The following is a 25158-nucleotide window of genomic DNA, read 5'->3' on the forward strand; positions in this document are numbered from 1 at the left end:
GGCATCAACAGCATCAACAGCATCAACAGCATCAACAGCATCAACAGCATCAACAGCATCAACAGCATCAACAGCATCAACAGCATCAACAGCATCAACAGCATCGACCCCGCCGACTACTTCGCCCGCCCTCGTGCCGCCCGAGTTCGCGAGCACCGCGAGCGACGACGCCCGGCTCGACGCGAGCCTCGCCGAGCTCGCGCCGCGCATCGCGGAGGGCGCGGCGCGGCACGACGCTGACGGCAGCTTCCCGCACGCGCATTTCGAATGGCTGCACGCGCACGGCCTGATCGCGCAGGCCGTGCCGCGCGAGTACGGCGGAGGCGGCGCGACGCTCGCCCGCGCGCGCCGGATCGTCGGCGCGATCGCCCGCGCGGACGCCGCGACCGCGCTCGTGCTGACGATGACTTATTTGCAGCACCGCGCGCTCGGCCGCGCGGACAGCCGCTGGCCGGCGGCCGCGCGGCGCGCGGTGTTCGCGAGCGCGGTCGCCGACGGCGCGTTGATCAACGCATTGCGCGTCGAGCCCGAGCTCGGCTCGCCCGCGCGCGGCGGGCTCCCGGCGAGCGTCGCGCGCCGCGACGGCGACGGCTGGCGCATCAGCGGCCACAAGCTGTACAGCACCGGCATCCCGGCGCTGCGCTGGCTCGCGGTGTGGGCGCGCACGGACGAAGCGCGGCCGCGCGTCGGCGTGTTTCTCGTGCCGCGCGACGCGGCGCGGGGGCAGGCGGGCGGCGACGGCATCCGCGTGATCGAAAGCTGGAATCACCTCGGGCTGCGAGCGTCGGGCAGTCACGAGGTGGTGTTCGACGACGTGCGGATTCCGCTCGATCACGCCGTCGATCTGCGCGCGCCCGACGCGTGGGCGCCGACGGGCGCGAGCCAGGCCGACGTCGATGCGCACGCCGACCAGCAAGCGTGGATGATCGTGCTGCTCGGCAGCCTGTACGACGCGCTCGCGCGGGCGGCGCGCGACTGGGTCGTCGGGTTCGCGAAGGCGCGCGCGCCCGCGAGCCTCGGCGCGCCGCTCGCGACGCTGCCGCGCGTGCAGGAAATCGTCGGCGAGATCGACGCGCTGCTGCAGGTGAACCGCGTGCTGCTCGACGATGCGGCCGCGCGCGCGGATGCCGGCGCGCCGCTCGACGTCGACGCGAGCGGGCTTGTCAAATTCACGGTGACGAGCCACGCGATCCGCGTGACGGAGCTGGCGTTGCAGCTATCGGGCAATCACGGGCTGAGCCGCCACAACCCGCTCGAGCGCCATCATCGCGACGCGCTGTGCAGCCGGATTCACACGCCGCAGGACGATTCGATTCTCGTCGCGGCGGGACGCGCGGCGTTCGCTGCGCATGGCGATGGGCGGTGACGCGTTCCGAGGGGCGTGCGACGACGTGCGAAGCGAACGGCGTGAACGGCGCGATGAACCGCGCCGCGCGCCGCGATGCGGCCTGCAACGCCTGGCGCGTGGCGTGCCGCGCCGCATCGGCCGGCGCGGCCGCGCTCGCGCTCAAATCGAATCGCGCGCCCGTTTCGCGGCGCCGTCGATTCGCCCGCGCGGCGATCGCGTATCGCGAGCCGCATGCGGCTCGCGCGCATCGCCGAGCGCGCGCAATCGCGTCCGCGCGAGCTGGCCGATCGCGCCGGCAGGCGCGGCGAGGCGCGAAGCGTGCTCCCGCCGCAGCGCCCACAGATCGATCTGCGGCTTGAAATCGGCGATCGGCACGATGTCGAGCGCGTCGCGCAGCGGGCTCATCTCGACGAGCGGCAGCGGCATGAGGCCGAGGCCGAGCCCGTTCGCGACGCTCTGCAATTGCAGCTCGCGCCCGTATGTGTCGAGCGTGACGCGCAGCGGCAGCCGCTGCGCGTCGAGCGCGCGCTTCAGGCCCGCGCGGAATCCGCAACCGTCCGGGTTCAGCACCCAGCCGGCCTCATGGCAGTCGGCGAGCCGGTAGCCGCGGCGCGGAAAGTCGCCCTTGCGCGCGACCACGACGAGCCGCGTGCCGATGAGCCGCTCGCCCGCGACATGCGCCGGCAGCGCGATCTCGCGCGCGAGGAACACGAGCGCCGCGTCGAGCGCGTCATGGCCGAGCTGGTCGAGCAACGCGCCGCCCCAGCCGGTCGCGACTTGCGGCGCGAGCGCGGGCCAGCGGTCGCGCAGCATCGCGAGCAGATCGAGCAGCAGCAGCTCGCCGATGCCGTGCGTGAGCCCGAGCCGGAACTCGCCCGCCGGCGGCAGCGGCTCGGCGACGAGCTCGCGCAGCGCGCGCATCTCGCGCAGCACCGTGCGGCACTGGTCGTGCACGCGCCAGCCCATCTCGGTCGGGCGCGGCGGCTTCGTGTTGCGGTCGAGCAGCTCGACGCCGAGCGCTTCCTCGAGATTCTGCACGCGGCGCGTGATCGCCGGCTGCGTGATGCCGAGCTCGGCCGCCGCCAGGCTCAGCGACTGGCAGCGGACCACGGCGGCGTATGCGTCGATGTCACTGATTTTCATGTTTGTCTTGCATGGAGTTTAAGGTGCATCATGTCGAACAATCATATTCGAAGAGGCTGCCGATGAGCGCGCATTCTTTGCATAACGAATCCTCTGCGGCTGCGTTGCGCGCGAGCGTGCCGTTGCGCGCGTTCGTCGCCGCGTTCGAGCGGCTCGTCGACACGCGCCCGGACGAGCCGCGCATCCTGCGCGACGGCGCGGCGCTGCTCGCGGATCTCGTCGCACGCGACGACTGGCTGCCCGCCGCGTATGCCCGTTGCGATCCCGAGCGCTACCAGCAGTTCCTGCTGCATCTCGATCCGGCCGCGCGCTTTTCGGTCGTGAGCTTCGTGTGGGGGCCGGGGCAGACAACGCCGATCCACGATCACACCGTCTGGGGGCTGATCGGCATGCTGCGCGGCGCCGAGTATTCGCAGCCGTACGCGCTCGCGCCCGACGGCCGGCCGCTGCCCGCGGGCGACGCGGTGCGGCTCGAGCCGGGGCGCGTCGAGGCGGTGTCGCCGTCGGTCGGCGATATTCATCGCGTGAGCAATGCGTTCGCCGATCGCGTGTCGATCAGCATCCATGTCTACGGCGCGGACATCGGCGCGGTCGAGCGCACGGTCTACCGCGAGGACGGCACGCGCAAGCCGTTCGTTTCCGGGTATTCGCGTGTCGGTTGAGCGTGCGCTTCGGGCGGCTGCGTTGCCGCGGGCATGTCGGTCGATTCGGCGTCGCTGCCGGCTTCGCGCGGCGGACGGACGGTGCGCCGTGTCGCGTCGATCGCGCGGCGCGCGATATGCAATGGGCGTCGGCGTGCGCCGGTGCCGCGTTGCGTGCCGAGTGTCGAGTGTCGAGCGCCAAGCACCGAGTACCGAGTACCGAGTACCGAGTACCGAGTACCGAGTACCGAGTACCGAGTACCGAGTACCGAGTACCGAGCGCCGAGCGCCGAGCGCCGAGCGCCGAGCGCCGAGCGCCGACTGTCGACTGTCGATTCGATTCGATTCGGCGCAGCGCATCGGGCGTTGCGTGTCGTGCGTCGCGCGTTGCGCGTCGATGCGCGGCGGTCGCCGCCTGCGCGCCCGACCGCTCGCTCAATCGGTCGCTCGCGCGTATGCAGCGGACTCGCATGCGATCCGTCCGTATCGTGAGCTTTCCGTGTTCCGCGTGTCGCTTGCCGGCATCGTTCGCTTTGCCTGCTTCGGGCATTCCGCGCGCTTCGTGTGTCTCGCATGCTTTGCAAGTTCCGCGGCCACTCGTGTTCGCGGCGGATCGCGAAGTTCAGCGGCGCGACGGTTTCCGTTCGGAAGCAACGTCGCAGCGCCTGCCGCATGTGGATTCGATTCGGCGGCAACGCGCGCATTTGCTCGACCACGTCTTCTCTCGTGCCGCGCGTCGATATGCATCGACGCGGCGCAACGTAGTTCTCCACCATCCAAACTTCCGGCTGCCCTGATCCGATGAGCCTCGATTCCGTGACCGATCCTTCTTCCTCGTCGCTCCGCGACACCGCTCCCGCGCCCGCTCCCGGGGGCGATTCGGCGCCCGCGAGCTTCCCGACCTTATCCGCCGCCGACGTGCGCGCCGCGCTGCTCGCCGGCGCGGAGATCGCGCTGATCGACGTGCGCGAGGAAGACCCGTACGCGCACGGCCATCCGCTGTGGGCCGCGAACTTTCCGCTGTCGAAGCTCGAACTCGAAGCGTGGACGCGCATTCCGCGCCGCGACACGACGATCGCGGTCTACGGCGAAGCGCTCGGCGAAGATCTCGCGCCGCGCGCGGCCGCCGTGCTCGCGGCGCTCGGCTACACGCGCGTACATCGGCTCGAAGGCGGGCTCGACGGCTGGCGGGCGGCGGGCGGCGAGCTCTTCATCGACGTGAACGTGCCGAGCAAGGCGTTCGGCGAGCTCGTCGAGGCGAAGCGGCACACGCCGTCGCTGTCCGCGCAAGAGGTGCGGCAGTTGATCGACGCGCGGGCCGACGTCGTGATCGTCGACGCGCGCCGCTTCGACGAATACCAGACGATGAGCATTCCGACCGCGACGAGCGTGCCGGGCGCGGAGCTCGTGCTGCGCGTGCGCGAGCTCGCGCACGATCCGGCGACGCGCGTGATCGTGAACTGCGCGGGACGCACGCGCAGCATCATCGGCACGCAGTCGCTGATCAACGCGGGGCTGCCGAACCCGGTTGCGGCGCTGCGCAACGGGACGATCGGCTGGACGCTCGCGGGGCAAACGCTCGAACACGGCGCGTCGAGGCGCTTTCCCGAGCGCGTCGACGCGGATCGGCGCGAGGCCGCGCGGCAGGCGGCGCGCGGCCTCGCACGTCGCGCGGGCGCAACGCGCATCGCGCTGCGCGATCTGCACATGCTCGAGTCCGACGATCTCACGCTCTATCGCTTCGACGTGCGCACGCCGGACGAATACGCGGCCGGCCACCTGCCGGGCTTCGCGAGCGCGCCGGGCGGCCAGCTGGTGCAGGAGACCGATCATCATGCGCCCGTGCGCGGCGCGCGGATCGCGCTCGCGGACGACGACGGCGTGCGCGCCGACATGACCGCGTCGTGGCTCGCGCAGATGGGCTGGGACGTGCGCGTCGTCGAGCCGCTCGACGCGCATGAGCGCAGCGAGCGCGGGCAGCCGGCGGCGCGCGCGCCGCAGCCTGCGGAAAGCGCGACGGTGTCGGTCGGCACGCTAGCCGAGTGGCTCGGCTTGAAAGCGGTGGAGCGCGAGGCGGTGAACGGGCGGGCGGAAGCGCTTGCTTCACCGCGGACCGGCGCGATCGCGCAGCGCACGCAAGACGGGCGGAATGCGCTGGACGCGACGGATGCGCGTGATGCGCATGACATACGAGACATACGAGACATACGAGACATACGAGACGAGCGAGACGAGCGAGACGAGCGAGACGTGCGCGCAGACGAATTCGCGCGCGGAGGGAGCGGCGGGGCGGCGGATCGCCGAGCCGACGCGCGACTGGACGACGCGCAACGAGGATCGCTTGCCGAACGCGTCGTGCCGCCGCACGACGCGCCGCTCGACGTGGCGGTCATCGACGTCACGGCGAGCGCGAACTACGTGAAGCGGCACATTCCCGGCGCGTGGTACGCGGTGCGCGCCCAACTGGGCGACGCGCTCACGCGCATTCCGCGTGCGCGTCGCTATGTCGTGACTTGCGGGTCGGGGCAGTTGGCGGCGTTCGCGGCGGCGGACCTGCGCGCGCTGCTGCCGGAAGAAGCGTCCGTCCACCTGCTCGACGGCGGCACGCTCGCGTGGCTCGCCGCGGGCCTGCCGGTCGAGAGCGGCGAGACGCGGCTGGCGTCGCCGCGCATCGATCGCTACCGGCGTCCGTACGAGGGTACCGGCAACGCAGCGGAAGCGATGCAAGCGTACCTCGATTGGGAGTTCGGCCTCGTCGAGCAGCTTGGACGCGACGGCACGCATCGATTCGAGGTGCTCGGGGCACTTTGAGCGCGCGTCGCGCGTATCGTGAGCCGAACGGGCTCCGATGCGGGGGCGGTTGCGTCGAGCGCAGAGAGCGGCGAAGGCGGGGAGACGATAAGCGGCTCGATAGCGCGTGATGCTCTTCGGCGCGAGATCGCGCGATCGCATTCGGCATGGCGGCGAGCGAGGGCGACGCTTGTGGCGGTCGATCGGCTTTGCTCAGCGCGCGTGGCCGTGGGCTGGGATATCGTGCGCGGGTGTGATCTGTGCGTTCCTCGCGTCGAGCGTCGAGCGTCGAGCGTCGAGCGTCGAGCGTCGAGCTTCGAGCTTCGAGCTTCGAGCTTCGAGCTTCGAGCTTCGAGCTTCGAGCTTCGAGCTTCGACCTTCGACCTTCGACCTTCGACCTTCGACCTTCGACCTTCGACCTTCGACCTTCGAGCGCCTGGTTCCAAGTTCCGAATGCGAAGCCCAAGGCTTGAAAAAAACGCACAGACGTACCCGCCGTCGACTACCCGCATGAACCGGTAGCACACCCCGCACCGGCCACCCGGATTTCGCCGCAAGCCATTGACCCATCGAGTTTTTCCGCCGCGCCTGCGCCGGCCGACGAATTTCCGAATCATCACACGAAAGCAGGTTGGAAGCCGTCTGGAAGGACTGTGTGAATGTAAATTCGGGTAAATCCGGGGACGAGGGAACCGGTTCCAGCAATCGCCGCGCACACCCGCGAAACCCTTGTCCGTGCAGCGTTGAAACTAACTAGTTAGTGAATCCCCGCGTTGCGCGGAGCCGACGGATCTTTATTCTTCGTTTTGCTGCACGGACGAATCGGTGAGAATGGCGACCGCATGGACAGGCCATGTGCGTGACACACACCACAAAAATTTCTTGAGGACGGAGAATCAATGAAAAAGCGCGCAGCGGCCGCGATGACGGCCGCCGGATTGGCGGCAGTCGCCACGGCACACGCTCAGAGCAGCGTGACGCTTTACGGTATCGTCGATAACGGCATCGCGTATCAGAGCAGCAGCACGTCGCTCGGCTCGACGACGGGCGGCCGCTCGGCGGTGAAGATGTCGACGGGCGTGTGGGCGGGCAGCCGCTTCGGCCTGAAGGGCAGCGAGGACCTGGGCGGCGGCTCGAAGGCGATCTTCCAGCTCGAATCGGGCTTCAGCACCGCCAACGGCACGTCGCAATTCGCGGGCGGCATCTTCACGCGTCAGGCGTGGGTCGGCCTGACCAATCCGACGTACGGTACGCTGACGGCCGGCCGTCAATACACCGCGTACTACTCGCTGCTGTCGCCGTACAGCCCGACGACCTGGCTCACCGGCTACTTCGGCGCGCACCCGGGCGACATCGACTCGCTCGACACCAGCTACCGCACGAACAACTCGCTCGTCTACATGTCGCCGAAGTTCTACGGCTTCACGTTCGGCGGCTCGTATGCGTTCGGCGGCCAGCCGGGCAGCGTGAACGCCGGTTCGACGTGGAGCGCGGGCATCCAGTACATGAACGGTCCGCTCGGCATCGCCGCGGCGTTCCAGCGCGTGAACAACTCGACGTCGGGCGGTGGCGACTGGGGCGCGAACTCGGCGACGTCCAACGGCGGCGCGCAAACGGCCGTGTCGGCGATCAACAACGGCTACAAGACCGCGCAAGCGCAGCAGCGCGTCGCGGTGACGGCCGGCTATCAGTTCTCGTCCGCGTGGGACGTCTCGGTGTCGTACTCGAACGTGCAGTACATCCCGGGCGTCAACTCGGCGTTCCGCAACACCGCGATCTTCAACACGGCGGGCGCGGTGCTGCACTTCAAGCCTTCTGCTCAGTGGGATTTCGCGGGCGGCTACGCGTACACGCGCGCGACGCAATCGAATGGCATCACGAGCTCGGCGCAGTACCACCAGTTCACGCTGTCGCAGTACTACAGCCTGTCGAAGCGCACGGGCCTCTTCGCGGTCGAGGCGTATCAGCGCGCGAACGGCAAGACGCTCGCGGGCGGCAAGATCATCGACGCGACCGCGTCGATCGGCGACGGCTTCAACACGTCGCCGTCGTCGTCGCGCAGCCAGGTGGGCCTCGGCGTCGGCCTGATTCACCGCTTCTAAGCGCCAAGCGTCGGCGCGACGCTCGGCGTCGCGCGGGCAGCCGCACGAGCAGCCGGCCTTCGGGCCGGCTGTTTTTTTGTACTTGCGCAAAGCATGCGCGCGCGCGGTTCGGGCGCGCGCGTCGGCGCGGCGTATGGTGATGGCGTCGCGTACGAGGGCGAGGGTTCTTCGGCGTTCGCGCGCCGCGCGGCGTTGTTCCGGCGCCTTCCGATGGCGGCCGCGATCGTCAACGGCAACGACGCGCCGTCGTCTCGAAAGATGTCCCGCGCGTCACGCCAAGCCATCCGTCTCATATTCACCGGAGGCAAAAGTCTGGCCGATCCGAAGCGGATCGAAGCGTACGCCGCAGATGCGTGAGGGCGGTCGGTGCCGCTTGCCGCCGCTGCCCTCGTTCCGGAATTCCCTTCCGGCGACTTCTTGGCGATCCCGTGGGAAATGCCGCATCCCGATGATCCCCGCCCGGCCGGCGCGCAAGGTCCGGCGGGCGTGTAAGCACGGAGCGGACGCCGCGTGTCGACCGCTTGGTCAGAGGAAGAATCGATTCGGGCACCCGAGCGACGTCCGTCGAGCCGTTGCCGTTAGCCGGGCACCTCGTTCTTGCCATCTCTGCTCGTCCGCCGTCCGTCAGCGTGCATGACGTTGCGCTCCGCAGGAACGCGCCGCTCGAACGGACATCCCCCGAGAGGCGTCAATCGTGAATCGCATGCGCTCTTCGTCCCGGCATCACGCGCGCGACGGCGCGCCGCGCGCGGCGTTCGTTGAGTGACCGACGCGCGGTTCGTTCGGCGTTGGCCGTCAGGCGATGCGGAGTTTCGCGTGCCGTGGAATGTCGAGCGTATTGCGCGGAAGAAGCCGGCATTCGTCAATCGGGCCATCGGCGCTCCACATTGCTCGGCGGCGCGCAGCGGAACGATCGATCGGTTTCGACGCATCCGCGCGTTCGGCGTTGCGCCGATGTCGGGCCGCGCTTGACGCGCCGTCAGCGCTCGATGTCGACGCCGTAGCCGCGCGTGCCGACGCGCAGCACGTTGCCGTCCGGCGTGAACAGGCGGGGAATGTCGGGGGCGGCGGGCGACGGCAGCGCGGGCGTCGTGCGCGGCGCGTCGTCATCGATCGCGCGCGGCTTCGGCGCGATCTTCACGGCGGTGGGCGGATGATGCATCCGCGCCTCGACGACGTGCGGCGCGACGCGCTTGCGCTTCGCGGCAGGTGCGGCCGGTTTGCGGGCGGACGGATCGTGGCGCACGCCGTTGCTTTGGCCGGCGCGCGCTTCGGGCGGATTCCAGATCTCGACGTAGCGTTCGCTCGCGAACGCCGAGAAAGCGAAAGCCAACAACAGCAACCCGCATCCAACCAGTTTCACTATGTCTTCTCCGTGGCCCGTCTCGCGATACCCGATCGACCTCGGCCGCGCGCCGAAGCGCAGGCGGCTCGTCGGACCGTCCGGCGGCACGCGATTCTCGCATGGATCGCCGATGGCGAGCACTGTATGAATATACAGCTTTTTGCGGCGATGTCCACCGCCGCGGCGCTCTTCGGCGGACGGTGTCGGTTTTTCGCCGCATCGACGGATTCGCCTGCGCGCATCGCTTGACGCAACGCGGCTTGATCCGGACGGGATACGGTGTACCTTGGTTCGACACGCGCCGGGCGATGTCGCCGTCCGCACCGGCGCGAGCACGTGCCCATCGAGGAGGACGACATGGAACCATCCAGCCAGGCGGCGGTGCCGCCGCTCCTGCGCGACGATCGCGACGGCGTCGCGACGCTGCGCCTGAACCGGCCGTCGCAGTTCAACGCGCTGTCGGAGGCGCTGCTCGGCGCGTTGCAGCGCGAGCTCGCCGCGCTCGCGGGCGACCCGCGCGTGCGCTGCGTCGTGCTCGCCGCCGAGGGCCGCGCGTTCTGCGCGGGCCACGATCTGCGCGAGATGCGCGGCACGCCCGATCTCGCGTACTACCGTGACCTGTTCGGCCGATGCAGCCGCGTGATGCAGGCGATTCACGCGCTGCCCGTGCCCGTCGTCGCGCGCGTGCAGGGAATCGCGACGGCGGCGGGCTGCCAGCTCGTCGCGTCGTGCGATCTCGCGATCGCCGCCGACACGGCCCGCTTCGCGGTGTCCGGCATCGACGTCGGGCTGTTCTGCTCGACGCCCGCGGTCGCGCTGTCGCGCAACGTGTCGACGAAGCGCGCGTTCGACATGCTCGTCACCGGCCGCTTCGTCGACGCGGCGACGGCCGTCGACTGGGGCCTCGTCAACGAGGCGGTGCCGGAGGATGCGCTCGACGCGGCCGTTGCGCGCACGGTCGCGGAAATCGTGTCGAAGAGCCCCGCCGCGGTGCGCTACGGCAAGGCGATGTTCTACCGGCAGCGGCAGATGCCGCTCGACGACGCGTACGCGTATGCGTCCGACGTGATGGCGCGCAACATGATGGAAGAGGATGCGTGCGAGGGCATCGACGCGTTTCTCGAAAAGCGGCCGCCGCGCTGGCGGACCTGAGCGCGGCGGCGTTTGCGCCGCCGCGCGCGCGGCCGATCGTGCGCTTCGCATGCCGCGCGAATCGTTTCGCGCGCGCGGACGTGATGCGTTCGATCGGCCGAGGGCGCGCGAGGTTGCGCGAAGTCACGAAGTCGCATGAAGTCACGAAGTCACGAGATCGCACGAAGCCGGCCGACGGCGGGACGGTATCCGGATGCGCGAATCGCCTGCGCGACTTCGAACGCAGAACCGCCGGCGCGGCGCGCCGCCCCCGCGCCGTTGGCCGCCGTTTCGCTCAGCGCCCGTAGCTGCCGGTGCGCGCGGGCTCGATCCGCGCGGCCGCCGCGGGATACGGATCGACCGCGACCGGCACTCGCCGCGCGAGCGCGCACATCAGCTCGTAGCCGATCGTGCCCGCGGCTTCGGCGACGTCGTCGACGCGCACCCGCTCGCCCCACAGCTCGACCGTCGAGCCGACGCCCGCGTTCGGGCACGGCGTGAGATCGACGGTCAGCATGTCCATCGACACGCGCCCGACGAGCTGCGTGCGCACGCCGTCGACCGCGATCGGCGTGCCGGTCGGCGCGTGGCGCGGATAGCCGTCCGCGTAGCCGCACGCGACCACGCCGATGCGCATTTCGCGCTCGGCCGTGAAGCGCCGCCCGTAGCCGACCGTCTCGCCAGGCGATAGCGTCTGCACGCCGATGATCCGGCTCGTGACGGTCATCGCCGGGCGCAGCGGCACGTCGGCGATGTGCCGCGCGGCGCCCGTCGGCGACGCACCGTACAGGATCGTGCCGGGCCGCACCCAGTCGCGATGCGCGCGCGGATGCCACAGCACGGCCGCCGAGTTCGACAGCGTGCGCTCGCCGGGCAGGCCGTCCGTCGCGGTGTCGAACTCGCTCATCTGCCAGTCGATCTCGCCTTCGTCGGCGTTCGCGAAGTGCATCATCAGCGCGATGCCGCCGATCGACGGCGCGGCGGCCGCACGCTCCCACGCGGCGCGAAACGCGCCCGGCCGATAGCCGAGCCGGTTCATCCCGGCGTTCATCTTCAACTGGATGTCGATCGGCCGCGTCGTCCTCGCAGACGTCAGCAACTGCAACTGCTCGTCGCCGTGCACGGCGACCGTGAGCCGATGGCGCTCGGCGATCTCGACGTCCGCCGCATCGAAGATGCCCTCGAGCAGCAGCACGGGCTTCGTCCAGCCGAGCTCGCGCACGCGCACCGCTTCGTCGAGGTCGAGGAGCGCGATGCCGTCCGCGCCGGCGAGCGCCGGATAGATGCGCTCGATGCCGTGGCCGTAAGCGTTCGCCTTGACGACCGACCAGACGCGCGAGGCGGGCGCTTGTTGCCGGACGATCGCAAGATTGTGCGCGACGGCTTCCGGATGAATGCGGGCGACGATGGGGCGGGGCATGAATTTCTCTGCGAAGTCAAGGCGGCGGGCGCTCGTGCGCGGCGCGCCGCGAGGGTCGATCGGAGGCGCTCGTTCGGTGCATATTCATCGTGCGAGACGCCGTTGCCAGTGTTGGCCGCTATGGTATTTGCAGATTGATGGTTTTATTTAATGTATTTGTCGCAATTTCAGTAAAAACTGACGGATGCTGCAAGCGTGCGGCGCGCACCGTCGCGCGCGAACGGTTCGTTGCGCGCGGCGGCTGACGGCCGGGCCTCGTCGAGCGCGGCGGACGGCCTGAAAAGGGCGATGTGCATCGATAGCCGGAGCCGGCCGCATGTCTGCGGTCATGCGGGAACGGAATCTGCGAAGACGCGAACCCGAGCGAGCCGTGCGCGTCGCGCTTCGATCGTCCCGCGACGCGCAATTAACGGCGCATGCAACGGTGATTGTTCGTTCGCCCCAACTTCAGAATTCGCGGCTCGCGCGTCGCTTCCCGCGCCGCGGCGGCGTACGATGTCGCCGAAGTCCGACGTGTTTCGCCACCGGAGGCGCTTTCATGACCCAGTCAAGTCACCCCGTCAGGATTCCTGGCCCGGACCATCCGATCACGATCGACGCGACGCGCGAGCGCGTCGTCGTCCGGGCGGCCGGCCATCCGCTCGCCGACACGCGCGATGCGCTCACGCTGCGCGAGGCGTCGTATCCGCCCGTGCAATACGTGCCGCGCAAGGACGTCGACCTGTCGCGGCTCGAGCGCACCGCGCACACGACCCATTGCCCGTACAAGGGCGATGCGTCGTACTACAGCATCAAGGGCGCCGGCGAGCGCGGCGTCAACGCGGTTTGGTCGTACGAAACGCCGCACGACGCGGTGAAGCAGATCGCCGGCCATCTCGCGTTCTATCCCGATCGCATCGATTCGATCACGATCGGCTGACATCGAAGCATCCATCCATACGAACGGGGCGAGCCGCGCAGACGGCGCTTGTTTGTCGCGCGCGGCGTCGCGATTCGGATCGCGACGCCGCGCGCGTGTCCTATTCTTTGTTGCATGGGTTCGCGGGCGGCGCGTGGCGCGCGCCGCCGAACCATCCAGTCGGGACGGTGCACATGACGAAAAACGAAGAAGCGACGCGCGGTCTCGCGTCGGATCTCGCGCGCGGCTTTGCGCACGTGCGCAGTGGCAGCGTCGCGCTCGCGAAGCCGCTGTCCGCGGAGGATCAGGCGTTGCAGTCGATGCCGGACGCGAGCCCGACGAAATGGCATCTCGCGCACACGACCTGGTTCTTCGAGACCGTGATCCTCGCGCGGCACGCGCGCGGCTACAAGCTGTTCGATTCGCGCTATCCGTACCTGTTCAATTCGTATTACGAAGCGCTCGGCCCGCGCCATGCGCGGCCGCAGCGCGGAATGCTGTCGCGCCCGTCGCTTGACGACGTGCATCGCTATCGACGCCACGTCGACGACGCGCTGCTCGAGCTGCTGCGCACGGCCGATCTGCCGTCGCTCGTCGCGATGGAGCCGGAGATCACGCTCGGCCTGCATCACGAGCAGCAGCATCAGGAATTGCTGCTGACCGACATCCTGCACGCGTTCTCGCTGAATCCGCTGTTGCCCGCGTATCGAAGCGATGCCGCGCCGCCGGGCGACGACGCGCCGCTCGCGCGCGGCGCCGCGCGCTGGCTGTCGCGGCCGGGCGGCGTCGTCGAGATCGGCCACGACGGGCGCGGCTTTTCGTTCGACAACGAGCGGCCGCGCCATCAGACGATTCTGCGGCCGTACGACATCGCCGAGCGGCTCGTGACGAACGGCGAATTCGCGGCGTTCATCGACGACGGCGGCTACGCGCGCCCGGAGTTCTGGCTGTCCGACGGCTGGGCGATCGTCCTGCGCGACGGCTGGAAGGCGCCGCTCTACTGGATCGCGTCCGACGGCGGCGAAGGGCTCGGCTGGCGCGAGTTCGGGCTCGACGGCCTGCAGCCGCTCGTGCGCGATGCGCCCGTGTCGCACGTGAGCTTCTACGAAGCGGCCGCGTATGCCGAGTGGGCGCGCGCGCGCTTGCCGACCGAAGCCGAATGGGAGGCCGCGTTCGACGCGCCGGGCATCGCGCAGATGATGGGCTGCGCGTGGCAGTGGACGCGCTCGTCGTATGACCCGTATCCGGGCTTCCGACCGATGGCGGGCGTCGCAGCCGAATACAACGGCAAGTTCATGGTCGGGCAGCAGGTGCTTCGCGGCGGCAGCGTCGCGACGCCGCCGGGGCACGCGCGCGCGACGTATCGCAACTTCTTTCCGCCGGCCGCGCGCTGGCAATTCACGGGAGTGCGTCTTGCGAGAGATATCTGAAGGCATGAAGGAAGCCGCCGCGGGCGTGGCGATCGAGGCGATGTGCGACAGCGCGTTCGGCCGCGACCTGCTCGCCGGCCTGCGCCGCTCGCCGCGTAGCATCGCGCCGAAGTACTTCTACGACGCGGCGGGCTCCGCGTTGTTCGACCGGATCTGCGAGCTGCCCGAGTACTATCCGACGCGCACCGAGCTCGCGATCCTGAAGCGCCGCGCGCACGAGATCGCCGCGCAGATCGGCCGCGACGCGAACCTGATCGAATTCGGCGCGGGTTCGCTGTCGAAGATTCGCGTGCTGCTCGATGCGTGCGCGGCGTCGAATCCTCCGGCGCGCTATCTGCCCGTCGACATCTCGGCCGAGCATCTCGCGCAATCGGCCGCCGCGCTGCGCGACGCATATCCGTGGCTCGACGTGCAGCCCGTCGTCGCCGATTATCTGCAGTCCGAGCAAATGCACGCGATCGAGTGCGCGAAAGGGCGGCGCGTCGGGTGCTTTCTCGGCTCCACGATCGGCAACTTCTCGCCGGACGAGGCGCAGGCGTTCCTGCGGCGCGCGGCTTCGCTGCTGAAGGGCGGGGGGCTGTTGATCGGCGTCGATCTCGTGAAGGACGTGTCGATCCTCCACCGCGCATACAACGACGCGGCGGGCGTGACGGCCGCGTTCAATCTCAATCTGCTCGAGCGCGCGAACGCCGAGCTCGGCGCCGACTTCGCGCTCGACGCGTGGGCGCATCGCGCGTTCTACGACGTCGAGCATCAGCGCATCGAGATGCATCTCGTGAGCCGGCGCACGCAGACGGTGCGCGTCGCCGGGTACGCGTTCCGGTTCGAGGCGGGCGAGACGCTGCATACCGAGAACTCGCACAAGTTCACGGTCGACGGGTTCCGCGCGCTCGCGCGGGGGGCGGGGTTCACGCCGGGGACGGTGTGGATCGACGACGCGCGCTTGTTCAGCGTGCATTGGCTCGAGAGTCGCGCCTGACGCTTCGGCGGGCGGCGCGGCGATCCGGGCGTGCGCCCGCGTGCGGGGCGCGTGCGGTGGCGCCGATCGATCGCGTTTCGATCGCGTGCCCGTCTTCGATCGCGTGTCCGTCAACCGCGCGTGCATCGAGCGCGCACGTCCTCCCATCACATGCGCGTCGCTCGCATGTGCGCCGATGCCGATATCGCGTGAAGCGGGCGTCCGCTTGCTCGCCGCTTCGCTCGCGTCACTTCCAGAAGACGTATCGCGCGTAGTACGGCGAACTGCCGAGTTGATGCTCGGCCGTGCACGGCGTGGCGGGTGCGGCGCCGCCTTTCGTGTCGAGACGCTGCACGTAGCGCACGGACGCGAGCGAGCCGCTCGCGGTCGCGTGCGTCGACAGCAGCAACTGCGGAATGCTGTCCGCGTTTGGGCTGGGCGCATCGGCGATCTTCTCGCCGACGATGCGGCTGCCGTCGCGCGCTTCCCATGACGGGCCCGCGCCGTGCCGGATCGCGGCAGTGCCGGAGGCGTCGTAGAGCGTGGCTTCGGGGTGCTGGAAGGTCCATGCCAGACGGTGGTTGGCGTCGTACTCGCAGGCGTAGATCTGAACGCCGGCGGCGGTTGTGGTCTGGGCTTGGGCGGCGTCCTGGGGAATGAGGTTCGATGGAGGCGGGGCCGCGTGGGCGGCCAGGGGCGCCAATGTCAGCAGCGCCGTCGTCATTCGACGAGCGATGCGGTTCCGGATTTTCCAGTTGGCCTCGCGCGTTGCGCACCGGCCGGAACGGCGCATGGATTCGGCGTTTTTTCGCATGGTGTCGATCGTGGTAGGGATAGGGCAAATCAAGCGTAGCCGATGCGCTGTCGTATGCAAGCCGTTCCAACGCGGCGACGTCGGGCCATCAGCGGATCACGCGTGCCGGCAGGCGGCAGACCCGATGGGTAAACGCATCGAGCGATCGGGATGACGGAAATCGGCTTGCGGCAGGCGAAGCGGCTTTCGGTCGCGGTCATTCGACGTGACGTCGCGCACGGAGCTTGTTCAACGCATCCAGATACGAGCCGGGTGCAGGTCGAATCTCGCCTTCAGGTCCCATCACATGGATCGTCGGATCGCCGGCGACCACTTGGAGGCCGGGCGGCAACGCAAGGAATCTGATCAGGTCGGCTCTGTCGATACCCAATTGATAGAGCGAAATCCTGACGAACCGCGCGGGATCTTGCGAACCGGCTTCGTCGGCCAGATCCGTGAGCGACCAGCCCGAGTCCGTATCGCAAGCAGCGGCGCGCGTCATCAGCGCGCGGCCTGCACGCTTGTATTCGACGTGCGCCACGGCGCTTTGTCGTAGCGACGCAAAGTCCGGTTGCCGATCCGCGGCGATGCTTTCGGCGACGTCTTTCTGACTGCGCAGGTGCTTCAGCGTGTTGTCGGCCGAATCGACGAACTTGATCGGAATCGCCTTCATGTCGGGTTCCATGACGCGCAGAAAGCCGCACGCCCCGGCCTCGATCATGGTCAGCATCCAGCCGATTTGCCGCGTTTCTCCGGCGCGGAACCGCTCGCCTTCGGCGACGCGATGCTCGAAATGGCGTAGCAGCCAATTGACGTCCTGAGCCGGGATCGCGCGGTCGTCAACCTGAATCCGGAATTCCGGATGGCCGAACTGTTTGCAACCGACGGTTCGATGAACGGCGGCGTTTGAGCGCCGCGCAGCTTGTTGCGAGCCGGGCGCCCGGAACAGCGAGCGAAAGTCCATCGATCGTTTTCCTGGATGGCGAGCGGTGAATTGCCGACGATCCGGCTTGCGGCGTCGAGCGACTGCGTGCCGCCGGGTTCAGGCGCGCAAGGGGGCTCGACGCGGCGCCGCGGCCCGACCGGCACGTGCCGAGGAGAGGGCACGTTCGCGCTCACGTTCACGGTTCGACCCGCCGCATCCTGCGCGCCATCGCCGGGCTCGCCGCGTGCGACGGATCGAAGCCGAAAAACGTCAGAACCTGCCGGGCGACTTCATCGCGATCGTTGTCCGCGCAGATCATGTGGTAGCTGTTCTCCAGCACGATCCCGCGCGCGTCGGGCAAGTGCTTCAGCAGGAAGTCGGCCGAGCGCAGGCTCGTTAGCTCGTCCTCGCGCGCGTGCAGCACGAGCGTCGGGCATTGCGTGTCGGCTGCGGCCGCGTGCGCCCAGTTGCGCATCCGGTCGACCTGGCGAATGCACGCAAGCGGCACCCATGGGTAGTGGAAATTGTCCTGACGCTCGAACTTCTTCTTCACGATCGCGCGAATCGTCGGATTCTTGATGCCGAACGGCTCGCCCTCGTCGACGCGTAGCCGCTCCGACACGCCCGGCACGCGATACAGCAGATGTCTGAGCGATCGATACCAGGGCGTCGACCAGCCGTCGATGAACATCGGCGTAGCCAGCAACGCGAGCCGCCCGCGCGCATGCCGCACGCGCTGGCACAGCAGCAGCGCGACGAGCGCGCCCATGCACATGCCCGCGACATGCAGGGTCTCGTACTCGCCCTCGAGCGCGCGATACTGCTCGGCGACCGCGTCGAGCCACGCTTCCGCGCGCACGCCGACGAGATCCTCGGGGCGCGTGCCGTGCCCCGGCAGCGTGATCATGTGCGTGTCGCCGCCCGCCCGGCGCATCGCCTTGTGCAGCGAGCCGAGATCGTACTGCGTCCCGCCGAGCCCGTGGATCAGCAGAATGCCTGTCTGGCCGGTCATGTCGCCCGCTCGCTCATTCGTCCGCCGGCCACACGCGCTCGATTTGCCAGACGCCCGCGACGACCGTCACGTCGACGTTCGAGTCGAGCAGCGGCGCGCCGTGATCGGTGATCGTCTGCGTGCCGCCGTCGCGCCGCACAACGCGCAGCGACAGCGACGCGCGCTCCTCGCCCGCGATCTCGGCGCGCCAGTAGTCGCGCAGCGCGTCGCGGTCGCCGGGGTGCACGCGTTCGAGCACGCGCGATACGCTTGCGATCTGCGAGGCGCCGACGCCGACGCCGAATACGCGCTCGACGTCGCCGCTCCAGTCGATTCGCCCGGATTGCGGATCGAGCACGTACGCGATCTGGCCGGCGCTCGCGAGCGCGAGCTCCATGTTGTTCTGCAGTACCGCCGCGTGTTCGTGCACGCGTTCTCGGGTCGTTTTCAGCGTACTCACCGTCAGCACCAGCAGCGACGCAACCGCGAGATAGAGCTGCGCCTCGAGCAGCGAACGGCCGTGATGCGCGTCGAGCGACGCGAACGGGCCGTCGCCCTGCGCGGTCTGCATGATCACGATCAGCGCGAGCACGAGCACCGACGATGAGCCTGCGCGGCCGCCCAGCAGCAGCGCCACCGCGACGGTCAGGAACAGCGGGATGTAGGTCATCGCGAAGCCGGCGCCGATGCCGAATTTCGACGCGCTGTCGCCATCGAAGATCGCGAAGGCGCCGATCACGACCAGCGCGAACGCGACGAAGCCGAGCATCAGGTCGAAGCGTTCGTGATCGCCCGAGCGATGCGCGCGGAAGCGCGACCACGACGCGAGCACCGGCGTGACGAGCAGCACGCCGACGAAATCGGACGCGGCCCACACGAGGCCGACGTCGATGAACGACGCGCCGTTGACGAGCGCGTACCAGGCCGCTCCGCCGATCGCGCCGAGCACGCCCGCGATCACGCCGGCCAGGATCACCGAGCGCAGGAAATACAGGCCTTCGAGCGAGAAACGGATGCGCCGCACGAACCCTACCGCGAGCGCGGCCGCGCCGACCTCGTCGATCGTGAACAGCGCCGCGTTGAACAGGTTGCCGTGCTCGATGCCCGTCAGCGCGAGCTGCGCGGCCAGGAACGCGGCGGCCAGCGTCGGCCATTCGCGCACGGGGCGCAGCATGAACGCGCCGATCGTGACGCCGGCCGGCAGCCAGATGTAGCCCGTCTGCCGCACGGGGCCGTTGAACGCGTGCGAGATGTAGCCGGTCGCGAGATACAGCGCCGCCCAGAGCAGCGCGGCGACGAGTTCCGTCCGGTAACGCTTGTTGTTCATCGAGGATTCCTGTGTGCTGCGCCGCGCGGGCGAGCGCGCCGCCCCGTCCGTTGGAGGTGGCGCGCCGGCGGCCCTGCAAATGCGCGATGCGCGAATGATATGCGCCTGGCTCGCGGGTTGGAATACCTGGGCGAAGTTCGTGAGGCGTCGCGGCATCGGGCTTCGACGCGCGGATCACCGCCGGCGGACTCGCAGCCTGGTGCTCGCGGCCGTGAATGATATCGTGCTGACCGGATAGGTTTCTCGTTGCCTCTTGTCTCCATTCGGCAAGAGGGCGCTTTTCTCGCAACGGCAAGGGGAGAAGAACACGCTGAATGAGCGGTCTGCCGGCGTAGCGGATCATCCCGGCCTCGCCGCGCGCGCGAGACGGCGCGCCATCCGACTATTCAACGAGCGCGATCATGGCATGGGACAGCGCGGCTGGGTCAAGCGAAGGTGCGTGCGTCCACGGACGACTGACCTCGGGCGGTGCGACCGACGCTTGCCGAGCCATCTCGGCCGCTCACGAGGAAAGCTCGAAAGTCCGCTTCGCGTCGGTAACGGCCTGTCGCATCTTTCGGGCCGGCCTGACGGCGCGAGACTCGGTTCTCGACAAGTTCTCCGTTTCACCGGTCTTCAGCCGTCCGTCGAGACCGTAACAGCCTCCCACGCACCGATTTCATCCTCCAATGCCGCCATTTTGTCTCGCACGAGCCCGAGCGCATCGCCGCCGAGCAAGAGATGCGCGGGCGGGCGATCCGCTGCAATGACGGCGGCTTGACGCTGGCGGCGGAAGCGAAACGTATGCGCGAGAGCTTCGCCGTTCCGGAATCATTCGCCGATGCGACCTATGTGTCGTCGCACTGAGTTCGGTGCGTTTCGTTTCGACTGGAGCGTTACGGCGGCGCAAAGGTGCAACTGCATAACTGCATGAGTGTGGGCGAGCGCTGGCGTTGATTCGTTGTGGGAGATCTGCGGACGTTCGCTGAACACCGGCGAGGCAGGCGCTCGCGTGATTGTCGCGGAGGGTTGTTTCCGGCCGGCGGCAGCCGGTCGTGACCTTGGGCAACTGGCCGAAAGGAACCTATTCGAAACCTGGTGCGCGAGGCATGGCGTGCGCACGGTCAAGGCCGAGCGCAGTGAGCATCTTCGGAATGAACGCCCCATTGTTCGCGGCGACATCAATGCCGGCCTGCTTCCCGATTGCCCAAAGCGTGGAACGTCGACTGCGATCAGAGACGCTTGTGTACCGAGGCTCGACCGGATTCGCTGACAGGCGTACAAACTTTCCGGCCATGGACTCGCGAGCGCCAGAGCCTATCCGAGTGTTTGTGTGTGAGGCATAAACTGATGGCCAAGGAGCCACTTTATGCCACGCAAACGCAAGGAAGAAGTGACGATAGAACCGGGTAAGGGCTTGAACCTTGACCCGGAACTGATCAAGCAACTGGTACCCGGCACGCTGGATCGGGCGACGATCAACGAGCAGCTTGCGGCGCTCAAGAAGGCAATCTTCGAACGCGCGCTGGGCGGCGAACTGACCCACCACCTCGGCTACGAGAAGGGCATTGCCAAGCCGGCAGGCCGCACGAACCATCGCAACGGCACCAGCCGCAAGCGCATCACGACCGACGACGACCTGCTCGACGTCGAGATTCCGCGCGACCGCGAAGGCACCTTCGATCCGGTGCTGATCGCCAAGGGCGAGCGACGCTTCACCGGCTTCGACGACAAGATCATCGCGATGTACGCACGCGGCATGAGCGTGCGGGAGATTCAGGGCTTCCTGCAAGAGATGTACGGCATCGAGGTGTCACCAGACTTCATCAGCACGGTCACCGACGCGGTGATCGATGAAGTGCGCGAGTGGCAACAGCGGCCGCTCGAGCCGATGTACCCGGTCGTGTTCTTCGACGCCTTGCGAGTCAAGATCCGCGACGAAGGCGTCGTGCGCAACAAAGCGATCTACCTGGCGCTGGGCGTGCGCCGCGACGGCACACGTGACGTGTTGGGCCTTTGGATCGAGCAGACCGAGGGGGCCAAGTTCTGGCTGCGGGTGGTGAACGACCTTAAGCTGCGCGGCGTGCAGGATATCCTGATCGCCGTGGTCGACGGCCTGAAGGGCTTCCCGGAAGCGATCAACACGGTGTTCCCGGAAACGACGGTCCAGACCTGCATCGTGCATCTGATCCGGAACTCACTGGACTTCGCCAGCTGGAAAGACAGGAAATCGGTCGCAGCGGCGCTCAAGGAGGTCTATCGGGCACCGTCGGCCGAAGCGGCCGCCGTGGCGCTGGACGCGTTCGATACGAGCCCGTGGGGTACGAAATACCCTCCGATTGCCGCGCTCTGGCGCCGAGCCTGGGATCAGGTGATTCCGTTCTACGCCTTCGCGCCTGACATCCGGAAAATTGTATATACGACCAACGCGATCGAGTCGCTGCACATGCAGCTTCGGAAGATCATCAAGGCGCGCGGCCACTTCCCGTCGGACGAGGCCGCGCTCAAACTGATCTGGCTGGCGCTGCGCAACGTCGTTGCCAAGTGGACCGGCTCCCGGCACGATTGGAAGAGCGCGATGACGCAGTTCGCACTGCTTTACCCGGAACGATTCAACATTGGAGTCTGAATCTCAACCCGCCTCACACACGGAATTCCGGATACCTCCGAGCGCCAAGAGAATTCCCGTCCCGTCCCGGTTGTGTCGGAGGCAGATCTTCAAGCCATCGATTTCGATGCGCTCCGCGCTCCGACGCGCCTGGCGGTTCAGTCATGTCAGATCCTTGCATCCGATGTTGCTCTGAAGGGGGCGCTCTGTTTCATTCGATCCCATCTTCCGCCACGCGCTCAAAACATCGTATTCGTGTTGTTGGCTGTTTCCGGCACCGGCTGCAAAACATCCCAGTGCTCGACGATCTTTCCATCGGCATCGAAACGGAAGATGTCGACGCCCGCAGTTTCCTTGCCGCCCCAGTCCAAATAGCGCACGTGAATGAAAGCGAGGTCACCGTCGATCGCAGTGCGCTTGCGCATGCTGCGTAACGAGGTTGAGACACCGAACTTCGGCAACCAGATCGTGGTGCGAAATCTGCCCTCCTCCCTGTTCGTCTACTTGATCCGTGAATGGGCGGATGCTGCTTCCCCGGCAGATAACGATTGGTTTTCGGCCTTGCGATCGCCTCAATTGACGAGGGTCCTTGCGCGGATACACGAATCACCCGAACGTGCTTGGACACTGGCGGAACTTGCCAAAGAAGCCACGTTGTCGCGTGCTGCATTCGCCCGCAAATTTTGCGCCTTGGTGGGCGAACCGCCTCATCAATATCTGACGCGTTGGCGCATGGGCATTGCTGCACAGCTGCTGGAGGAAACCGAGCTACGGCTGGGTGAAATCGCGTCGCGCGTTGGTTACGGGTCGGAATTTTCTTTCAGCCGCGCATTCAAGTTGGCGCGCGGCGTCTCGCCGGTCCAATACCGTCGGGAACGGCAAGGCTACATGGCAACCGGCGAGCACGGGCTTGGATCGGTTGCGCCATAGTTGATCGGCGCAACGCATGAGCCTCGGTCGTTCATGCAAAATCAGCAGACGGTCCGCTGCTTGAGCGAGGCAGCCGCTTGATTGATCGTGCGCCGACCATGGCTAACGACGGAAACTGGCCGATCTCGGACAACGCACCGCACGACACGACAAAGTTGCGCCCGCCGCGCGATAGGCGAGCAGCCAACGGGCGACGGCGCGATCAAGAACGCGAAGCCCGGACCGCGCCGACGTCGCCGATTTGTCCCGCCGTTTTCAGCCGTGCGGCCAAGCGCATCCCGCGCCGGCCTCAGGGCCAATTTCCGGTTGCTAGACGACTGGTCTAATCTCGCGCTATCATCCACCCTCATGAACGCAGCAGCCACCACCGCCGACGTCCGGCAGCACATCCTCGACACCGCCAAGCCCATCATGCTCTGCAAGGGCTTCACGGGCGTCGGCCTGAACGAGATTCTGGCGGCGGCCGGCGTCCCGAAGGGGTCGTTCTACCATTATTTCGGGTCGAAAGAGGCATTCGGCGAGGCGATCCTCGAGTCCTACTTCGCCGACTACCTCGCGCACCTCGACGCGTTGCTCGTGCGCGGCTCCGGCCCCGCGGCAGACCGGCTGATGCGCTACTGGGGCCAGTGGCAGCAGATGCAGGCGGGCAACGACCCCGAAGGCAAGTGCCTCGTCGTGAAGCTCGGCGCGGAAGTCTGCGATCTGTCCGAAGCGATGCGCGTGGCGCTCGAGCGCGGCACGTCGCAGATCGTCGCGCGGCTCGCCGCGTGCATCGCGGCGGCGTTCGAAGACGGTTCGCTGAAGGTCGATCTCGACCCGCGGCAGACGGCCGCGATGCTGTACGAGCTGTGGGTCGGCGCGACGCTGATCGAAAAGATCTGGCGCAGCGGCGAGCCGCTCGCGATCGCGATGGCGACCACCCGGCGCATCCTCGGTTTGCCGGGAGCGCACTGAACGCGAATTGCGATGCGCGGCGGCGCGTACGATGAAAGTCGAAATCGCGCCGCCGCGTTTTTTGCGGTCATTTTATAGACGACTGGTCTATTAGAGGGCATGCAACATGCGACAGTTCGACGATCGCAACGCGATCCGAATCCGGTTCGACAAACGGATCGATGCACGATCGATCCACGCTTGCCGAGCGCCGAAAGCGCCCGACGCGAAGCCGCGTCCGTTCGACGATGGCAGGCGGGGCGACGAACGCGCCGATGAACGCGCCGAGGAATGCGCCCGCGGGCGCGTCGACGAAGCCGTGCTGCGGGACATTCGGGCGGTGGGAAGCGCGCACGGTGCCGGCGTGCGATGCGCGCACGCCGCGTCGAGGCCCGATTGCTCCGATACGGACTGAAGCGATGCGGCGCACGACATGACGCACGACATCACGCGAGCCGCGCAACGCGACGTGGCCCGGCAGCGGGGCGGCACTCGATGCACGCCGCGGCGAAGCCCACGCTATCTCGCGGCGCGGGCAAGCAGGCGGCCGGCCGCCTCGGCGGCGCATGGCCGGCGGGCCCGTCCGGGCCGCGCCGCCTGATTCTCAAGACATCAAGGAGGGCATCCAAATGAAGATTCTCGTAGTCCTGACTTCGCACGACGAGCTCGGCGCGACCGGCAAGAAAACCGGCTTCTGGCTCGAGGAGCTGGCCGCGCCGTACTACGCGCTGAAGGACGCGGGCGCCGAGCTGACGCTCGCGTCGCCGCGCGGCGGGCTGCCGCCCGTCGATCCGAAGAGCAGCGATCCGGCGTCGCAGTCCGACGCGACGCGCCGTTTCGACAAGGACGCCGAAGCGCAGGCCGCGCTTGCGTCGACGCGCAAGCTCGCCGACGTGTCGATCGACGATTACGACGCCGTGTTCTACCCGGGCGGCCACGGCCCGTTGTGGGATCTCGCCGAGGACCGTCATTCGATCGCGCTGATCGAGCGCGCGATCGCGACGGACAAGCCGGTCGCGGCCGTTTGCCACGCGCCCGGCGTGCTGCGCAACGTGAAGGGCCCGTCGGGCGCGTCGCTCGTGAAGGGCCGCAACGTCACGGGCTTCTCGAACAGCGAGGAGGCGGCCGTCGAGCTCACCGAGGTCGTGCCGTTCCTCGTCGAAGACATGCTGAAGTCGAGCGGCGGCCATTACTCGCGCGCGGCCGACTGGGCGCCGCACGTGGTCGTCGACGGGCTGCTCGTCACCGGGCAGAACCCGGCGTCGTCGGAGCCCGTCGCCGAGGCGCTGCTCGAGCTGCTCGAGCAGTAATACGCGGCGCGGGCGGCCGCGTTGCGCGTCGCCCGCGGCGTTTTCGTCGAGTCGATTCAACTCGCGTCGAGGCATCGAGCCGGATCGAGTCGCGTCGATTTGCATCGCGGTGCGTGCGCATCGCCGGGCGAGGTCGTCGCGCCGCATCACCGGCAT

The 25158-nt window shown here is 68.0% G+C and carries 22 protein-coding genes and 2 pseudogenes; 15 read left to right on the forward strand and 9 right to left on the reverse strand.

Translation table 11 applies throughout. The features are described 5' to 3' along the window. The first annotated feature begins 133 nt into the window (after positions 1–133). On the forward strand, positions 134–1366 hold the full coding sequence (locus tag X946_RS11920) for an acyl-CoA dehydrogenase family protein (RefSeq protein ID WP_038747603.1): 1233 nt from the start codon (positions 134–136) through the stop codon (positions 1364–1366). A 141-nt stretch (positions 1367–1507) separates the two neighbouring features. Here the strand turns inward: X946_RS11920 and X946_RS11925 are convergent, their stop codons facing one another. Continuing rightward, positions 1508–2491, reverse strand: a complete 984-nt coding sequence (locus tag X946_RS11925; RefSeq protein WP_038747606.1) for a LysR family transcriptional regulator — start codon at positions 2489–2491, stop codon at positions 1508–1510. A 62-nt stretch (positions 2492–2553) separates the two neighbouring features. Between X946_RS11925 and X946_RS11930 the strand changes: the two genes are divergently transcribed. From X946_RS11930 to X946_RS11950, 4 genes are all read left to right on the forward strand, one after another. Next, on the forward strand, positions 2554–3153 hold the full coding sequence (locus X946_RS11930) for a cysteine dioxygenase (protein ID WP_038747747.1): 600 nt from the start codon (positions 2554–2556) through the stop codon (positions 3151–3153). Positions 3154–3933: 780 nt separating this feature from the next. After that, on the forward strand, positions 3934–5943 hold the full coding sequence (locus tag X946_RS11940) for a rhodanese homology domain-containing protein (RefSeq protein WP_152611694.1): 2010 nt from the start codon (positions 3934–3936) through the stop codon (positions 5941–5943). 878 nt (positions 5944–6821) lie between these two features. Continuing rightward, positions 6822–8024: a porin gene (locus tag X946_RS11945; protein WP_038747611.1), complete on the forward strand. Its 1203-nt coding sequence runs from the start codon at positions 6822–6824 to the stop codon at positions 8022–8024. A gap of 93 nt (positions 8025–8117) precedes the next feature. Beyond that, positions 8118–8381 (forward strand): hypothetical protein, encoded by a 264-nt coding sequence (locus X946_RS11950; protein ID WP_038747613.1) that lies wholly within the window; start codon positions 8118–8120, stop codon positions 8379–8381. Positions 8382–9003: 622 nt separating this feature from the next. Here X946_RS11950 and X946_RS11955 read toward each other — a convergent pair. Next, complete coding sequence (locus X946_RS11955) at positions 9004–9357, reverse strand: hypothetical protein (RefSeq protein WP_038747752.1); 354 nt, start codon at positions 9355–9357, stop codon at positions 9004–9006. A gap of 369 nt (positions 9358–9726) precedes the next feature. Here X946_RS11955 and X946_RS11960 point away from each other — a divergent pair, with 369 nt between their 5' ends. Beyond that, positions 9727–10521, forward strand: a complete 795-nt coding sequence (locus tag X946_RS11960; protein ID WP_038747616.1) for an enoyl-CoA hydratase — start codon at positions 9727–9729, stop codon at positions 10519–10521. 274 nt (positions 10522–10795) lie between these two features. Here X946_RS11960 and alr read toward each other — a convergent pair whose 3' ends face one another. Next, positions 10796–11920: an alanine racemase gene (alr, locus tag X946_RS11970; RefSeq protein WP_038747621.1), complete on the reverse strand. Its 1125-nt coding sequence runs from the start codon at positions 11918–11920 to the stop codon at positions 10796–10798. Between the two features lie 538 nt (positions 11921–12458). On the opposite strand from alr, the gene X946_RS11975 reads away from it, so the two are divergent. The 3 genes from X946_RS11975 to egtD all read left to right on the forward strand — a co-directional run bounded on the left by X946_RS11975 (position 12459) and on the right by egtD (position 15227). Further along, entirely contained in the window at positions 12459–12839 is a 381-nt protein-coding gene (locus X946_RS11975; protein WP_038747624.1) for a DUF427 domain-containing protein, read from the forward strand. Positions 12840–13012: 173 nt separating this feature from the next. Further along, complete coding sequence (gene egtB / locus X946_RS11980; RefSeq protein ID WP_038747755.1) at positions 13013–14248, forward strand: ergothioneine biosynthesis protein EgtB; 1236 nt, start codon at positions 13013–13015, stop codon at positions 14246–14248. Positions 14249–14252: 4 nt separating this feature from the next. Next, positions 14253–15227: an L-histidine N(alpha)-methyltransferase gene (gene egtD, locus X946_RS11985; protein ID WP_038747627.1), complete on the forward strand. Its 975-nt coding sequence runs from the start codon at positions 14253–14255 to the stop codon at positions 15225–15227. 226 nt (positions 15228–15453) lie between these two features. Here the strand turns inward: egtD and X946_RS11990 are convergent, their stop codons facing one another. The 5 genes and pseudogenes from X946_RS11990 to X946_RS36165 all read right to left on the reverse strand — a co-directional run. After that, a complete protein-coding gene (locus X946_RS11990) occupies positions 15454–15930 on the reverse strand; it encodes a DUF3455 domain-containing protein (RefSeq protein ID WP_038747630.1) in 477 nt (158 codons plus the stop codon). 286 nt (positions 15931–16216) lie between these two features. After that, on the reverse strand, positions 16217–16963 hold the full coding sequence (locus X946_RS11995; RefSeq protein ID WP_038747633.1) for an immunity protein Imm33 domain-containing protein: 747 nt from the start codon (positions 16961–16963) through the stop codon (positions 16217–16219). Positions 16964–17120: 157 nt separating this feature from the next. Continuing rightward, on the reverse strand, positions 17121–17936 hold the full coding sequence (locus X946_RS12000; RefSeq protein WP_038747636.1) for an alpha/beta hydrolase: 816 nt from the start codon (positions 17934–17936) through the stop codon (positions 17121–17123). A 13-nt stretch (positions 17937–17949) separates the two neighbouring features. Beyond that, entirely contained in the window at positions 17950–19242 is a 1293-nt protein-coding gene (locus X946_RS12005) for an MASE1 domain-containing protein (RefSeq protein ID WP_038747638.1), read from the reverse strand. Between the two features lie 615 nt (positions 19243–19857). Then, a pseudogene (locus X946_RS36165) lies at positions 19858–19995 on the reverse strand (short-chain dehydrogenase/reductase); the annotation flags it as partial. Between X946_RS36165 and X946_RS36170 the strand changes: the two are divergent. Both X946_RS36170 and X946_RS12010 read left to right on the forward strand, forming a co-directional pair. Beyond that, a pseudogene (locus X946_RS36170) lies at positions 19996–20088 on the forward strand (AraC family transcriptional regulator); the annotation flags it as partial. A gap of 502 nt (positions 20089–20590) precedes the next feature. Continuing rightward, complete coding sequence (locus tag X946_RS12010) at positions 20591–21850, forward strand: IS256 family transposase (RefSeq protein ID WP_038747641.1); 1260 nt, start codon at positions 20591–20593, stop codon at positions 21848–21850. 218 nt (positions 21851–22068) lie between these two features. On the opposite strand, the gene X946_RS12015 is transcribed toward X946_RS12010, so the two are convergent. Further along, on the reverse strand, positions 22069–22254 hold the full coding sequence (locus X946_RS12015; protein WP_231753811.1) for a nuclear transport factor 2 family protein: 186 nt from the start codon (positions 22252–22254) through the stop codon (positions 22069–22071). Here X946_RS12015 and X946_RS30960 point away from each other — a divergent pair. The 4 genes from X946_RS30960 to X946_RS12030 all read left to right on the forward strand — a co-directional run bounded on the left by X946_RS30960 (position 22253) and on the right by X946_RS12030 (position 25002). Beyond that, entirely contained in the window at positions 22253–22759 is a 507-nt protein-coding gene (locus tag X946_RS30960) for a helix-turn-helix transcriptional regulator (RefSeq protein ID WP_231753810.1), read from the forward strand. The genes X946_RS12015 and X946_RS30960 overlap by 2 nt on opposite strands. A gap of 348 nt (positions 22760–23107) precedes the next feature. After that, complete coding sequence (locus X946_RS12020) at positions 23108–23713, forward strand: TetR/AcrR family transcriptional regulator (RefSeq protein WP_038747643.1); 606 nt, start codon at positions 23108–23110, stop codon at positions 23711–23713. A 106-nt stretch (positions 23714–23819) separates the two neighbouring features. After that, entirely contained in the window at positions 23820–24107 is a 288-nt protein-coding gene (locus X946_RS35085; protein WP_038747646.1) for a hypothetical protein, read from the forward strand. Between the two features lie 214 nt (positions 24108–24321). Continuing rightward, positions 24322–25002, forward strand: a complete 681-nt coding sequence (locus X946_RS12030; protein WP_038747649.1) for a type 1 glutamine amidotransferase domain-containing protein — start codon at positions 24322–24324, stop codon at positions 25000–25002. The last annotated feature ends 156 nt before the right edge of the window (positions 25003–25158 follow it).

Source organism: Burkholderia sp. ABCPW 111, from assembly GCF_000773065.1.
Lineage (GTDB): Bacteria > Pseudomonadota > Gammaproteobacteria > Burkholderiales > Burkholderiaceae > Burkholderia > Burkholderia savannae.

Coding starts and splice junctions, on each gene's coding strand:
- X946_RS11995 (WP_038747633.1), bottom strand. CDS start 16,963: ATGGACTTTCGCTCGCTGTTCCGGGCGCCCGGCTCGCAACAAGCTGCG.
- X946_RS11950 (WP_038747613.1), top strand. CDS start 8,118: ATGCGCGCGCGCGGTTCGGGCGCGCGCGTCGGCGCGGCGTATGGTGAT.
- X946_RS11930 (WP_038747747.1), top strand. CDS start 2,554: ATGAGCGCGCATTCTTTGCATAACGAATCCTCTGCGGCTGCGTTGCGC.
- egtB (WP_038747755.1), top strand. CDS start 13,013: ATGACGAAAAACGAAGAAGCGACGCGCGGTCTCGCGTCGGATCTCGCG.
- X946_RS12030 (WP_038747649.1), top strand. CDS start 24,322: ATGAAGATTCTCGTAGTCCTGACTTCGCACGACGAGCTCGGCGCGACC.
- X946_RS11990 (WP_038747630.1), bottom strand. CDS start 15,930: ATGACGACGGCGCTGCTGACATTGGCGCCCCTGGCCGCCCACGCGGCC.
- X946_RS12015 (WP_231753811.1), bottom strand. CDS start 22,254: ATGCGCAAGCGCACTGCGATCGACGGTGACCTCGCTTTCATTCACGTG.
- X946_RS11945 (WP_038747611.1), top strand. CDS start 6,822: ATGAAAAAGCGCGCAGCGGCCGCGATGACGGCCGCCGGATTGGCGGCA.
- X946_RS12005 (WP_038747638.1), bottom strand. CDS start 19,242: ATGAACAACAAGCGTTACCGGACGGAACTCGTCGCCGCGCTGCTCTGG.
- X946_RS11925 (WP_038747606.1), bottom strand. CDS start 2,491: ATGAAAATCAGTGACATCGACGCATACGCCGCCGTGGTCCGCTGCCAG.
- X946_RS12010 (WP_038747641.1), top strand. CDS start 20,591: ATGCCACGCAAACGCAAGGAAGAAGTGACGATAGAACCGGGTAAGGGC.
- X946_RS35085 (WP_038747646.1), top strand. CDS start 23,820: ATGCGACAGTTCGACGATCGCAACGCGATCCGAATCCGGTTCGACAAA.
- X946_RS30960 (WP_231753810.1), top strand. CDS start 22,253: ATGCTGCGTAACGAGGTTGAGACACCGAACTTCGGCAACCAGATCGTG.
- X946_RS12000 (WP_038747636.1), bottom strand. CDS start 17,936: ATGACCGGCCAGACAGGCATTCTGCTGATCCACGGGCTCGGCGGGACG.
- X946_RS11975 (WP_038747624.1), top strand. CDS start 12,459: ATGACCCAGTCAAGTCACCCCGTCAGGATTCCTGGCCCGGACCATCCG.
- X946_RS11940 (WP_152611694.1), top strand. CDS start 3,934: ATGAGCCTCGATTCCGTGACCGATCCTTCTTCCTCGTCGCTCCGCGAC.
- alr (WP_038747621.1), bottom strand. CDS start 11,920: ATGCCCCGCCCCATCGTCGCCCGCATTCATCCGGAAGCCGTCGCGCAC.
- X946_RS11960 (WP_038747616.1), top strand. CDS start 9,727: ATGGAACCATCCAGCCAGGCGGCGGTGCCGCCGCTCCTGCGCGACGAT.
- X946_RS12020 (WP_038747643.1), top strand. CDS start 23,108: ATGAACGCAGCAGCCACCACCGCCGACGTCCGGCAGCACATCCTCGAC.
- egtD (WP_038747627.1), top strand. CDS start 14,253: ATGAAGGAAGCCGCCGCGGGCGTGGCGATCGAGGCGATGTGCGACAGC.